Genomic DNA, 12,718 nt, shown 5'->3' with positions numbered 1-12,718 from the left:
GAACAAGGCAGGTAAGAGTATGGCCTTACCCAGAAGCAGCAGGGAGTATCCTGTTAACCTCCAGGGTCGAAGAAGTTGTCGTATGAACTGCCGTATGAATTGTCATGGTTCCGTAATTTCCGAAATTTATCTGTTTGAAACATGTACTTATCATTCCGGAATTCAAAGACGATAAATAACAGACAAGTCAATATTACTGACGATTAGCCTTACTTCCTGAATTTCCAGCCCATTTCTCTTGTCAAACAGCGCAAGAAACAACTTGGGAAGAAGAGGAATCGTTATGCCAGGAGCCAGCCCTGCACATTCAGCATCACGTACTTGCGCCATCTGTCTTGAAGGCATGGATGTTGCTGACCACGAAATTCTTGATAATGACAATAAATACGGCTTAACCCCTGATGGCCGCCATGTTCGCCTGTCATGTGGTCATGCCTATTGCCGGGATTGTGTGAACGACCTTCTGTCCAAGGGAAGCAGCGACTGCCCCACTTGCCGTAAACCGATTTCAGACAGAGAGATTAAGCACCTTAACCAGCAACTCAATGCCAATCATACTCACCGTGGCAGGGAGGCTATGCGCCCGGAAAGACGCCGGACTGACAATATCAATGAGCGGGAAAATGATGCCCTGTGGCAATGTGACCTGGACCACAACAATACACCTTCCCCCCAGCCTCATTACCAGGGAAACAGGGAACAGCCATTTTTCTTCCACAGCCCCTTTTATACAGACTCAGGCGCAGATTTTATAAACGAACTGGTGAATATGCTGTGGGGTGCTGAATACAACCTGATTCAACAGGATACAGCTGCCCCTGTTATGGATTATGAGCCACAGCAACCGGCATACTTACCGGAAGACACCATCCCCACCACCACGCCCCCCACCACTGCGCCAACTCCTGCTGAATCAGGGCATACGGAATACTTTATAGACGACAATTACTTTGAAGATGAAGACGACAATATAGAAGACGAAGGTGATATCTTCCTGATTGAAGTTCCTCTCTATAACGTTAATGGTTACTACCATACCTCTCCACCAGCACTGCATCCTTTCGATGCTTACAGCACCTGCAGAAGTAATTATGGCTTTGGAGGTTCTTTCCTTTCCCCGTGGGAAGATGACTATTTCTGCCAACCCGCTCTATATTCCAGGCATTCTTACGTGCCCGATTACTTCCCCGTTAACCCTTATCAGGACATATTTCTTCAGAACTTTCTGGGGCTGGCCTGGTAAGGGCTGACAAGAATCAATAATTAGACAATTAATACGAAAAGCTCGCGTTTTTGTGCTGCAAATATATATAAAAAGTAATAGCATCCGCAGTCGTTCAGAACTGTTATATACAACATATTACGAACAAAAACAGACTCTGCGGTCTGGGGAAACGCCAGATTCGTGTTCAAATGAACATTTCAGTGCGTGGTCTGCAGAGTAAAAACACACCACTCAAATAAGACCATGGGTTAAAGATGTACCATAAGAGTACCCTGCCTTTAGCTATTGCAGCCGCTATTGCTGCTTCTTCCGCACAAGCCAACTTTAAAAACTTTTACGAAGATGCCACCGTCAGCGGTAAGCTGCGCACCGTTTATATTCATGGTGACCGTAAAGACGGAAAATCCGACACCGGTGCCTGGACCGCAAGTGCTGTTGTTACCGTGAAATCCGGTTATATCTTCGACACTATAGGGTTCGATGCGTCCTACTATGGCGTCGCGGCCATCGACGACGGTGACAGTAAAGACCCTAAAAACCTGCTGACCTACGGGCATAAAAAAGGCTTCAGCAAACTGGGTCAGGCCTATCTGAAAGGTAAGTTCGGCGACAAGAATGCAGGTATGTCCTTCAAAGCCGGCCGTACCCGTATTTACACCGGTCTGATTTCTGGCTCCGGCTCCCGTTCTGTTCCCAGCTCCTGGCAGGGTATCGACACTGACTTCAACTACCACGGCCTGAATATTGGCGTGGCCTGGGTGAATGCTGTACTGCCCCGTGATACCGCAGGCATGAAGCATATGGAAACCCATGATGGCAAGCGCATTGATTCCATCATCGGCATGGAAGCCTCCTACAAATTTGCCAATGGTCTGAAACTGAAATACACCAATGGCTTTGCCAAAGAGTATGTCAAAGGTCATCAGCTTATTGCCAAGTACCCGTTCAAACTGGCTAACGGCAATACCCTGACCCCGGAAGCCAACTACCATATTTCCCAGAAAAACGGCAAGCTGTGGGACGGTACTGGCGGCTGGGGCGGCAACGGTTTTGGCAGCAAAGCCCAAACCTATGATTTCAACGTAAAATATGCGTTTGGTGCCGCCTATATCCGTGCCGGTCTGGGTTATACCAAGGCTGATACCTACAACAAGACAGGTTCCGGCTATAAGACCGCCCGTCACTATTATGATTTCGGTAAATATTCCTACGGCGCATGGAACACCTGGACCAACTCCGGCCTGGTTGAAGAGTTTTACTGGGATGGTGAAAAAGTCTTCGCTATAGGCGCGGGTTACGACTTCAAGGAGCTGGGCTTCCCCGGCCTGACCCTTGATTACAAATTCCGTAAGGGTTCCAGCATCAATGTTGTGGACAGCAAAACCGGCAAGGTGGCCGGAGACGCTTCCGAGAAGGAACACGCCATTGACCTTAAGTACAAGTTCCAGAACTACAAGGGTCTGAGCACCCGTGTTCGCTACGGCATTTACACCCAGGACGATGTTCCCGGTGAGTCCGACGAAAACCAGATACGCGTTTACCTGGATTATAAGTTCTGATTGTGATTCCCGTCAGGAACTCTGACTCCTGGCTTTGTTAATGTGTGCAACCCGCTCCGTTTATCCGACGGAGCGGGATGGTAATAAAAATCCCATCTCACAAGGATATTTTCATGCTATCGATGCATCGTGGCCTGAAGCTGTTTACTGCGACAGCTCTTGCCCTTTCCGTCAGTGCCTGTGCCTTTTTTCAACAAACGCCTGAAACCACCTATCAGAAAGATAAAACCTACAAACTGACTGTTCTTCACACCAACGATCACCACGGCCGCTTCTGGCAGGATCGTAAAGGCCGCTGGGGTATGCCTGCCCGTATGACACTGGTTAACCAGGTTCGTGAAGAAGTGAAAGCGGACGGGGGCAATGTTCTGCTACTCTCCGGTGGGGACATCAATACGGGTGTACCCGAGTCAGATCTGCAGGACGCAGTGCCCGATTTTAAAGGCATGAATATGCTGGGCTACGATGCCATGGCCGTTGGTAACCATGAATTCGATAACTCCCGGGATGTTCTGAACATGCAGCAGGAACTGGCTGACTTCCCGTTCCTGTCCGCCAATATCATTGATGAAAGAACCGGCAACCCTCTGTTTAACCCCTATACCACTTTCGAGTTTGATGGCTTGCGGGTTGCCGTGATGGGCCTGACCACCACAGATACTCCCAAGCAGACCAGCCCGGAAAATGTTACCGGCCTTGCGTTTAAATCTCCCGTTGAAGTCGCCTCCAAACTGGTTCCCGAACTGGAAAAGAAAGCCGATATCATTATCGCTTCCACCCATATGGGTCATTACGCCAATGGTAGTTTTGGCGTAAACGCTCCCGGCGATGTGACCCTGGCCCGTAATGTAGACGGCATTGATCTGATTGTTGGTGGTCACTCCCAGGACCCGCTGTTCAAACCGGACCAGCAGAACGGTACCTATATTGTTCAGGCTCAGGAATGGGGTAAATATGTTGGCCGCGCGGACTTTGAGTTCAAAAACGGCGAACTGACCCTTGTTGATTACAAACTGATTCCGGTTAACCCGAAGAAAGCCAAGGTTAAAATCCCCCAAGACTCAGCCATGCTGGAACTACTGACGCCTTATCAGGAAAAGGGGGCCAAGCTTGTGCAGGCGAAAGTGGGCAGTGTTGACGAACGCCTGATGGGTGAACGTAAGGAAGTCCGCTTCCAGCCCACTAACCTGGGAACCCTGCTGAACAAAGCCTTTATGGCGAAAACCGGCGCTGACTTCGCCACCATGAATGGCGGTGGTATTCGTGCCAGCATTGATTCCGGTGAGATAACTTACAAGGATGTCCTGACGGTTCTGCCCTTCGGCAATACTGTGACCACGGTAGAAATGAACGGCCAGGAAGTGATCGACTACCTGAATGTTGTTGCCCTGAAGCCCACCAACAGCGGTGCATTTGCCCATTTCTCCGGTATCGAGATGGTCATCGCTGATGGCAAAGTATCCGACGTCAAGATTGGCGGTGAAGCCATTGATCTGGGTAAAACCTACAATATGGCTATTCTCAGCTTCTCTGCCAGCGGTGGTGACAAATACCCCAAACTGAGCGACAAGCCAGGCTTTGTTGATACAGGTTTTGTGGATGCGGATGTTCTGCGTGAGTTTGTTGAAAAGAACTCCCCGCTGAAAACTGCGGATTTTGAACCACAGGGTGTAATTCGCAAATAATCTCTATCTGTTCAGGAAAGCCTTATTCATGGCTTTCCTGTCCTCCTTACCCTATAACCCCCGCTTTCCCTGCAACCCACCCGTATGAATAAACAACACCCGACTTCCTTTATTCAGTTTTCCTTCTGTAATCTTCTTCGATAAGGCATATACGACTTTTCCTGTATAAACCTGATCCAGGGGAACACCCGTTTCCTGTTCAAATAACGTAATAAAAATCAGCAGTTCCGGTGTTGTTTTTCCATAGCCGCCACAGTGTGCTTCTGTTTCTACAATCCAGTGGTTTAAGTCCTTAGATAAGTACTGGCCAATCTCATCCATCATCCAGTGGGCGTTTTTCAGGACAGCAATACTGCGAACAAAGGCTGAACCCTGCACAGAACGAATAACTCCCGCTGCCGTAGCGCCAGTTCCTGAAGCCAGCCAGATTTCATCATAATCCTGACCATTGACAGCTCCGGCGGTAAGAATATCTTCGCAACCTTTTACGCCCAGCTCCCCTGAACCACCTTCCGGTACACACCAGGCTTCAGAGGCAGACAGATTTAACGTATCCAGCAGCATTTTTCGCCACGGGTCTGAGTTTTTCTCCCGATAGCTCGGCCTGGATATAAAATGCAGACGCATTCCCCATTTTTCAGCATCCAGCAGGGTAGGGGAGAGTATCGCTGGCCTTTCTCCCCGTATCACGCCCACAGCAGGAAAACCCAGATGTATTCCAGCTGCCGCCAAAGCATGAATATGGTTAGACCAGGCTCCCCCAAAACTCAGAATCGTTTTATGACCTGTGGAGAATGCCTGATGAAGATGGTTTTTGAGCTTAAACCATTTATTACCGCTGATATCCGGGTGGAGCTGGTCAAGACGCAGAATATCCAGTGATATTCCTGAGTTCCTGAGCCAGCCTGTAGATACAGACTGAACCGGTATGATTGTGCTATTCAAGCTGTGATACAGGGATATATTATCCATTACAACTGACTTACCCTCTATGGCTTCCATATATAATGGTACGCCCGCAGACTTTTCTGGTTTTCACCGGCCTGTTTATGAAATGATGCGGCCACAATAATGACAATGGTTTATATAGATGTCCGATGCAGCGTCCCCACAAAAGCCAAGGGTTCTGGTTGAGATCAACGATCATATTGCCAGAGTCTCACTGAACCGCCCCGAAAAACACAATGGCCTGGATGAACCACTGATAAGAGAACTGATCAGCACAGCCAAAGAGATACGCAAAAACAGAACTATCAGAGCCGTTATCCTCTCAGGAGAAGGAAAGTCCTTCTGTGCCGGCCTGGACTTCGGGTATGTGGGCAAGAATCCCATGATGGTTCCCCGGTTGTTCGCCAAGCTGCCCTGGACATCTTCCAATGCCTTTCAGCGTGTTGCTTACATCTGGAGAACCCTGCCGGTTCCGGTGATTGTCGCCATTCACGGTAACTGCTTTGGAGGCGGGCTGCAGATTGTTCTTGGTGCAGATTTCCGCATAGCCACGCCGGATTCCCGCTGGTCCATTATGGAGAGCAAGTGGGGGCTGATACCCGATATGAGCGCCACCACAGCCCTGAAGGCCCTGACCCGCTACGATATCGCCCAGGAGCTAACCATGACCGGTCGTATTTTTACCGGCAAGGAAGCCAGCGAGTACGGCTTTGTTACCCGCCTGAGCGACTCGCCACTGGCAGAAGCCGAGGCTCTTGCAAAAACCCTCTGCGAGAAATCCCCCGACGCCATTGCTGCCACCAAACTCCTGTTCAGGAAAACCTGGAATGCCGGTGACCGCCGTTCTCTGCTCTGGGAACGCTGGATACAGATGAGGCTGATGGGGCGCAAGAATCAGCAAATAGCCCTGAAAAACGGACTGGCGGGAAAAGATAAGGAACCACGTCCCTTTATTAACCGCGTTCTGTTCTGAGAACGATTAATAGAATTAACTGTCAAACAAGGGCTTGTTGGATAGCGGCCGGGGCATCGGTAAATACGCCGGACACACCCCAGCTCAACAACTCTGCGGCTCTTTTCCCGGTGTTTACCGTGTAGCAGTAGAGTTCATAACCTTCATCCAGAATCTCCCGTGCCTGGGAGCGTTTAAGGGATTTATGGTTGGTGTGAACAGTTACTGCGTTCACGTCCCGGGCTTGCTCCAGCCAGTTTTCCGGCAAGCCTTCAAACAGGTGGCCAAGGGGAATATTCGGGGCCAGCTCGCTGCACAGTTTGAGCACATCATGGTCAAAACTGGAAATTATCAACCGGCCTTCTGGAAACTCGTGCTCGGCGAGCACCGCCAGCACCGGCAGAATCAGGTCGGGAACCGGATGCCTGTGCATTTTGATTTCCAGATTTATCCCCATATCCAGTTGCTTCAGAAGATCAAGGGCTTCGACAAGAGCAGGTACTCGCTCTCCTTTAAAATTATCTCCGTGAGAGTGAGCAAACAGGACACCCGCATCCACCGCCCGCACCTCTTTCATGGTCTTTTTCAGAAGCTCTCCATGGCCCGATGTACAGCGGTTGAGGGTACGGTCATGGTGCATAACCAGACCTCCGTCACCAAGGAGAACAACATCCATTTCCACCCAGCTGACACCACATTCGTGGGCAGCCCGGATGCCTGCGAGGGTATTTTCGGGAGCCACTTTCGCAGCTCCCCGGTGCCCGATCACAGCACTCATTTTCATCACATCAGTACCAGTCGGGTATCTGTCCGTGACAAGGCCTTCATGGGTTTTCCTGCCGTGCCAATGCCCCGAAGGGTACGGAAACCTTCATCAATCACGCCCATTAACTGTTCAAGGGTGGGCGCCTCCGCATAGAACACACCATCGTGGCTGCCCAGAACATTAAAGGCGGTAATAATTTCAGGATGATGATCAATCAGCTTGCGGGTCAGGTTTTTACCGCTGATCTTCTGGTCGGTGAAAATCCACGCACCCTTGCCGTTGGGATGGGAGAACTTCTCCTCTGTTAACTCTTCACCGTATTGATCCATCACCAGCAGGGTTTCTGTTTTCTCAATAGGGTTGAATTTGTCTTCCAGCAGGCTGGGAACCTGCTCGCTCATCAGTACATTCAACTCCGGCATATTAGCGACGGAACCATAACAGATCAGGTCTGTAGGCCCGAGGGGACAGTGGGCGACTTTGATAGCATCCAGTTCCAGCAACGCTTTCCGGATCTTATGAACGTCGTTATCACCGGCATCAACCAGAATAATAAAACTGAGGTGTCCGTCTTGAGTCATACTCACCTTCCCCTACCTATTTGGTTAATTATCCTCATCATATCATTACCATTCCTTTGGTAAATGACGTATATCAGCCCTGTTATGGAGCGAAAGATTCCCGTACAGCCGTAATCACAGGCCCGGTTTCCGGACGAACCCCCCGCCAGATACAGAAGGACTCTGCCGCCTGTTCCACCAGCATGCCCAGGCCATCCATCACCTGGCCTGCCCCCAGCTTCTTTGCCCAGGTATTAAACACTGTATCATCCAGACCATACATCATGTCGTACACAGCGGTATCTGCCCTGATCACGCTCTCCGGCAGGGGAGGTACATCCCCTTTAAGGCTGGCGGATGTACCATTGATAATCAGGTCAAAGGAGCCTGATACTTCCGTAAACCCACAGGCAGACAGTCTGCCCAGATGCTGGAAAATCTCTTCAAGCTCTTCAGCCCGGCTGACCGTGCGGTTGGCAATAACAATCTCTGCGGGACTCTCAGCCAATAAAGGTTGTAGAACGCCACGAACAGCCCCACCAGCCCCGAGAACCAGAACACGTTTACCTGATATGGAAATACCATGATTCCTGACAATATCCCTGACCATGCCTGTTCCATCGGTCGTATCCCCCCAGAGACGGCCCTCATCATCCTGCCAGAGCGTGTTTACCGCCCCGGCAAGCCGGGCGTTATCAGTTAGTTCATCGGCCAGGCTCCAGGCTTCCTGCTTAAAGGGAACGGTGATATTGAGTCCTTTCCCTTTATCGGAAAAAAAATTTCTTACCGCCCGTTCAAACTGATCTTCGAGCACCAGCAAAGCGTTATAGCGCAGCTTTTCGTTAGTCTGACTGGCAAACATGGCATGTATCGTCGGAGACTTACTGTGGGCAATGGGGTTGCCCATTACAGCGTAATCATCAGCGGCAACATTCATTTATCGTCTCTGCCTTTTTCAAGCCACTCACGGGGTTTCAGGTAATTGTCGTACAAATCAGCCTCCGGCGTGCCCGGTTCCGGGTGCCAGTCATACTTCCATTCCACTTCCGGAGGCATGGACATGAGTATGGACTCTGTGCGCCCACCGGATTGCAGACCAAATATCGTTCCACGGTCGTACACCAGGTTGAACTCCACATAACGTCCACGGCGGTATTTCTGGAAAGCCTTGTGTTCATCCGTCCAGGGTGTATTCCTGCGTTTTTCGACAATGGGCAGATAAGCCTCAAGGTAACTGTCGCCAATGCTTTGAATAAAGGCGAAAGTTTCTTCGAAAGACCATTCATTCAGATCATCAAAGAACAGGCCGCCAACGCCCCGAGTCTCCTGCCTGTGCTTAAGGTAGAAGTATTCATCACACCATTTTTTAAAACGGGGATAAACATCCTCACCAAAAGGTGCGCAGGCTTTCGCTGCCACCTGATGCCAGTGGCGGCAATCTTCTTCAAAGGGGTAATAAGGGGTCAGGTCGTAACCGCCCCCAAACCACCAGACAGGTTTCTCGCCTTCTTTCTCCGCCACAAACAGGCGAACATTGGCATGGGAAGTGGGAACAAACGGGTTTTCCGGATGAATCACCAGGGAAACCCCCATAGCCCGGAAGCTACGCCCGGCCAGCTGAGGCCTGCGGGCGCTGGCCATGGCGGGCAGGGCATCGCCGGATACGGATGAGAAGTTTACCCCGCCTTTTTCAATAATATTGCCACCTTCCAGGACCCTGACACGACCACCACCACCGCCACCGGGGTGGGAGTTGTTATCCTCGATAAAACCCTTACCACGGTCGATATCAGCCAGCGACTGGCATATTTTGTCCTGCAGGCTTCGCAGATACTCTTCAACAGCTTCAATATCTACGTTATTCAGTGCTTCTGCCATAACTGCAGCTCTTTATTGTAAGTCGGTTATTAACAGTATGGGAACATCCTACCACTGTTGTGTTTTATCAGGGAGCGGACAGAAGGAACTCGCTGATAACAGGCATCTGACTTCCAGCACAACCCTCTGGTACCTCAGGCACTACCACTGACAGCCCCCCCCTACAGGAAAACCTTACTGACACGAAGAATCCGTGCTCAGCACAGAACAGGGAGTATAGAAAAGATTCAGCCGCGCAATATCTGACCGGTTTTTAAGTCGCGGATTTTTGAAGGCCTGGTCAGGCCAGAGGTTTCCCCGGGAAGGATATAATCAAGTTCATCTTTGAGAAGGGTGGTCACGTCAGCTTCTGTACGCAAAGCTTCTTCACCGGACCGGTTGGCTGAAGTAGACACAAGGGGCTTGCCCCAACTCAGGCAAAGCTCCTGTACCAGAGGGTGATCTGAGACCCGCACGGCAACAGAAGAATGCTCACCACGAACCCATTCCGGCACCCATTTGTTTGGGTCGGGTATCAGCCAGGTCACGGGGCCCGGCCAGGCCCCATCCAGCAACGTCCGCTGCTCTTGGGAAAGTGGTTCCAGCAGTGGTGTCAGCTGGACTTGAGAAGCTGCGATCAGAATCAATCCTTTATGGGCAGGCCTGCGCTTGATTTCCAGAATATGTTCAACCGCCTTACGATTCCACGGATCGCAGCCGAGGCCCCATACGGCTTCTGTCGGATAAGCGATAACACCACCATCTACGATGGTGCTGACGGCAGCAGAAATATTTGTATTTGTAGCAGACACTCTTATTTATCGCCGGATTGTTCCCGTGGCGATGAAAAGTAAACGATGGTACATACGATGTCCAGGCAACACTCTCAATTAGCCAACGCGAATAATCCCTCCAGGGCCTGTTTTTACAATCCCTTCCAGCTCCAGGGATAAAACCAGCTCTGAAATTTTATGGCTGGGCAGACCGGTTCTGACCACCAGCTCATCATGGGGACAGGGATCAAAACCTATAGTATCCAGAACCCTCTGCTGCTCAGGGCACTCCCGTTGCTGACCTGGAGGCTTGCCTCGGTCCAGGAGTTCTTCCATCCGCATTCTTCCTGAAGACAGTGCTCCATCCAGTTCAGCTAGTACCTGTTCAGCATTTTCAATAAGCACAGCACCATCACGGATCAACCTATGGCAACCATGGGACTTGGGGTTATTCACGGAACCAGGAATGGCAAAGACATCCCGCCCCTGCTCAAGGGCGCATTTTGCCGTCACCAGGGAGCCACTGGCTACAGCAGCTTCAACAACCAGCACGCCCTGACTCAATCCGCTGATAATGCGGTTTCGCCGGGGGAAATGCCCGGCCTTTGGCTGTGTTCCCAGGGCAAACTCCGATACCAGAGCGCCATTTTTGGCCATCTCGACTGCCAGCTCCCTGTGCCTCTGGGGATAAATAACATCAACGCCACCAGCCAATACTCCGATGGTTTTTCCGTTTCCCTGTATTGCTCCCCGGTGTACCGCGCCATCAATGCCAATGGCCAGGCCGCTGGTTACTGTTACTCCATTGGCAGCAATACCTTCCGCAATTTTGAAAGCTGTATTTTTTCCCTGAACGGTGGGCTGACGACAACCAACAATGGCCAGCTGCCGTTTTGACAGCACACACACATCTCCCCATACAAATAATAAAACCGGAGGGTCTGGAATGGTTTTCAGCAGTGATGGGTAGAAAGGATCTTCAATCGTCAGAACATGGTGTTGTGGGCAGGACTGCAGCCATTCTCTGCCTCTGTTAACAGCCTCCTGCACAAAAACATTTTTGCGTGCTGTCGTCACCGCTTTTGCCAGCGTGGCAGGCAACACTTTCTGTAAGCGGGAACGGGAAGAAGAGAGAACATGCTCAGGTGATTGAAACTCCCCCAGAAGAGCCTGGTAACGCACCGGCCCTAAACCCGGAATATGGAAAAGCAGCAACCAGGGTTCCAGCTGCTGCCATTGTTCTTTGCTGATTTCGAGAGAGTGTTCGTCGCCCATGGCGACGAACTATAGACTATAGAGGCAGCCCTGAAGGATCAGGGGGCTTTCAGAATATCGCCTGTTCTCAGCGGCTTACTGGCCTGCATCACGATGGCGAAACTGAGCTTATCATAAGTACGGAAAACCATCAGGTGGCCAACCCGCTCAGGGGGCAGGGTGACAACTTCCTTGGTGACCTTATCCTTTACTTTACTAGTGCGGTAAATAGCCAGAACATCACCATCTTCCATACCGTCGGCAACACCGAGATTCACAATTACATTGTTGAATATACCAATCTGGTTTACACCACCGATAACATCAAGTATCTGACCTTCAACATCCTCATCTTCCGGAGAAGAAGGAAAGAAAGATGTCGCCAGACGACGTTCCTCAGAAACCAGCAGTTTATCGCCAACTCTCAATTCTTCAGATGAGCGGGCTACGTTCATAGTAGCGATATCTCCGGTCAGGTTTTCCATCGTCAGGGAACCTACCCCCTGTGCAAGGCTTCCCAGATATTTACCGGTTTTCGGATCCGTATACTTTTTATCTCCCCGGAAAACCCCATAAACACGGTTTCCTTCATCAAACTGGCCACGGGCATAAACGGTGTCCCCTTCACCACTGATAACCTGTTCCTGCCCGCTGGAAAGAATATAGGGTGCCGCAGCAAGTTCCGAGTGGTTTTCAACAATCCGGCTTAAGTTAAGGAAGGTACTAATAGCATCCAGGGGAATGGCAGGAATCGCATCCTCAAGGGGCGTAGAACGCACTTTCGGACCAAGCTTAATTGTACGGCCTGTTTTACCCCGGGAAACAGTTAAACGAGGTTTACCGTCTACATAAACAAGGTGAACAATATCGCCCGGGTAAATAAGGTGAGGGTTATTAATCTGGGGGTTCAGCTCCCACACATCCGGCCAGTCCCAGGGGTTATCGAGAAAATGCCCGGCAATCCCCCAGAGTGTGTCACCTTTTACAACCGTGTAGGAATCCGGTCTGTCTTCCCGAAAAGGCTCTGCTGCCACAACCTGTGAAACCATACACCACAGGATGGCTCCCAGCAGTGCTTTTTTCATTTTGTTATCCTTGTTGATCTTGCCTGTCAGACCATATTAACAGCACAATTTACC

General features: G+C 50.5%; 12 protein-coding genes. 4 read left to right on the top strand and 8 right to left on the bottom strand.

The window, feature by feature from the left end:
* Window positions 1-283: 283 nt before the first annotated feature.
* The 3 genes from ACY2RQ_RS02495 (at window position 284) to ushA (ending at window position 4,469) form a co-directional block, all read left to right on the top strand.
* Window positions 284-1,243, top strand: coding sequence for an RING finger domain-containing protein (locus ACY2RQ_RS02495; RefSeq protein ID WP_490111375.1), 960 nt, complete (start codon window positions 284-286; stop codon window positions 1,241-1,243).
* Between the two features lie 236 nt (window positions 1,244-1,479).
* On the top strand, window positions 1,480-2,784 hold the full coding sequence (locus tag ACY2RQ_RS02490; RefSeq protein WP_490111374.1) for an OprD family outer membrane porin: 1,305 nt from the start codon (window positions 1,480-1,482) through the stop codon (window positions 2,782-2,784).
* 113 nt (window positions 2,785-2,897) lie between these two features.
* The gene (gene ushA, locus ACY2RQ_RS02485) at window positions 2,898-4,469 is read left to right on the top strand and encodes a bifunctional UDP-sugar hydrolase/5'-nucleotidase UshA (protein WP_490111373.1); all 1,572 of its coding nucleotides are present in this window, start codon (window positions 2,898-2,900) and stop codon (window positions 4,467-4,469) included.
* Between the two features lie 51 nt (window positions 4,470-4,520).
* On the opposite strand, the gene ACY2RQ_RS02480 is transcribed toward ushA, so the two are convergent.
* Window positions 4,521-5,441, bottom strand: coding sequence for a 1-aminocyclopropane-1-carboxylate deaminase/D-cysteine desulfhydrase (locus tag ACY2RQ_RS02480; RefSeq protein WP_490111372.1), 921 nt, complete (start codon window positions 5,439-5,441; stop codon window positions 4,521-4,523).
* A 118-nt stretch (window positions 5,442-5,559) separates the two neighbouring features.
* Here ACY2RQ_RS02480 and ACY2RQ_RS02475 point away from each other — a divergent pair, with 118 nt between their 5' ends.
* Window positions 5,560-6,390, top strand: a complete 831-nt coding sequence (locus tag ACY2RQ_RS02475; protein WP_490111371.1) for a crotonase/enoyl-CoA hydratase family protein — start codon at window positions 5,560-5,562, stop codon at window positions 6,388-6,390.
* Between the two features lie 22 nt (window positions 6,391-6,412).
* Here the strand turns inward: ACY2RQ_RS02475 and ACY2RQ_RS02470 are convergent, their stop codons facing one another.
* The 7 genes from ACY2RQ_RS02470 to ACY2RQ_RS02440 all read right to left on the bottom strand — a co-directional run bounded on the left by ACY2RQ_RS02470 (window position 6,413) and on the right by ACY2RQ_RS02440 (window position 12,664).
* On the bottom strand, window positions 6,413-7,153 hold the full coding sequence (locus ACY2RQ_RS02470; RefSeq protein ID WP_490111370.1) for a glycerophosphoryl diester phosphodiesterase: 741 nt from the start codon (window positions 7,151-7,153) through the stop codon (window positions 6,413-6,415).
* Window positions 7,153-7,716, bottom strand: coding sequence for a hypothetical protein (locus tag ACY2RQ_RS02465; RefSeq protein ID WP_490111369.1), 564 nt, complete (start codon window positions 7,714-7,716; stop codon window positions 7,153-7,155). Before ACY2RQ_RS02465 ends, ACY2RQ_RS02470 begins: the two co-directional genes overlap by 1 nt.
* An 82-nt stretch (window positions 7,717-7,798) precedes the next feature.
* Window positions 7,799-8,632 (bottom strand): shikimate dehydrogenase, encoded by an 834-nt coding sequence (gene aroE / locus ACY2RQ_RS02460; RefSeq protein WP_490111368.1) that lies wholly within the window; start codon window positions 8,630-8,632, stop codon window positions 7,799-7,801.
* Complete coding sequence (gene hemF, locus ACY2RQ_RS02455; protein WP_490111367.1) at window positions 8,629-9,573, bottom strand: oxygen-dependent coproporphyrinogen oxidase; 945 nt, start codon at window positions 9,571-9,573, stop codon at window positions 8,629-8,631. Before hemF ends, aroE begins: the two co-directional genes overlap by 4 nt.
* 227 nt (window positions 9,574-9,800) lie before the next feature.
* The gene (gene tsaC / locus ACY2RQ_RS02450; RefSeq protein ID WP_490111366.1) at window positions 9,801-10,364 is read right to left on the bottom strand and encodes an L-threonylcarbamoyladenylate synthase type 1 TsaC; all 564 of its coding nucleotides are present in this window, start codon (window positions 10,362-10,364) and stop codon (window positions 9,801-9,803) included.
* A gap of 78 nt (window positions 10,365-10,442) precedes the next feature.
* On the bottom strand, window positions 10,443-11,600 hold the full coding sequence (dprA, locus tag ACY2RQ_RS02445; protein ID WP_490111365.1) for a DNA-processing protein DprA: 1,158 nt from the start codon (window positions 11,598-11,600) through the stop codon (window positions 10,443-10,445).
* A gap of 38 nt (window positions 11,601-11,638) precedes the next feature.
* The gene (locus ACY2RQ_RS02440) at window positions 11,639-12,664 is read right to left on the bottom strand and encodes a LysM peptidoglycan-binding domain-containing protein (RefSeq protein ID WP_490111364.1); all 1,026 of its coding nucleotides are present in this window, start codon (window positions 12,662-12,664) and stop codon (window positions 11,639-11,641) included.
* Window positions 12,665-12,718 lie beyond the last annotated feature (54 nt).

Source organism: Parendozoicomonas sp. 209JJ7-1 (assembly GCF_058147085.1).
Note: the sequence above shows the minus strand (reverse complement) of the source record. Positions and strands in the feature narration are given on the sequence as shown.

Bases quoted from the DNA above. Each gene is read 5' to 3' on its own strand.
- ACY2RQ_RS02495 (WP_490111375.1), top strand. From the start codon at position 284: ATGCCAGGAGCCAGCCCTGCACATTCAGCATCACGTACTTGCGCCATC.
- ACY2RQ_RS02490 (WP_490111374.1), top strand. From the start codon at position 1,480: ATGTACCATAAGAGTACCCTGCCTTTAGCTATTGCAGCCGCTATTGCT.
- ushA (WP_490111373.1), top strand. From the start codon at position 2,898: ATGCTATCGATGCATCGTGGCCTGAAGCTGTTTACTGCGACAGCTCTT.
- ACY2RQ_RS02480 (WP_490111372.1), bottom strand. From the start codon at position 5,441: ATGGATAATATATCCCTGTATCACAGCTTGAATAGCACAATCATACCG.
- ACY2RQ_RS02475 (WP_490111371.1), top strand. From the start codon at position 5,560: ATGTCCGATGCAGCGTCCCCACAAAAGCCAAGGGTTCTGGTTGAGATC.
- ACY2RQ_RS02470 (WP_490111370.1), bottom strand. From the start codon at position 7,153: ATGAAAATGAGTGCTGTGATCGGGCACCGGGGAGCTGCGAAAGTGGCT.
- ACY2RQ_RS02465 (WP_490111369.1), bottom strand. From the start codon at position 7,716: ATGACTCAAGACGGACACCTCAGTTTTATTATTCTGGTTGATGCCGGT.
- aroE (WP_490111368.1), bottom strand. From the start codon at position 8,632: ATGAATGTTGCCGCTGATGATTACGCTGTAATGGGCAACCCCATTGCC.
- hemF (WP_490111367.1), bottom strand. From the start codon at position 9,573: ATGGCAGAAGCACTGAATAACGTAGATATTGAAGCTGTTGAAGAGTAT.
- dprA (WP_490111365.1), bottom strand. From the start codon at position 11,600: ATGGGCGACGAACACTCTCTCGAAATCAGCAAAGAACAATGGCAGCAG.
- ACY2RQ_RS02440 (WP_490111364.1), bottom strand. From the start codon at position 12,664: ATGAAAAAAGCACTGCTGGGAGCCATCCTGTGGTGTATGGTTTCACAG.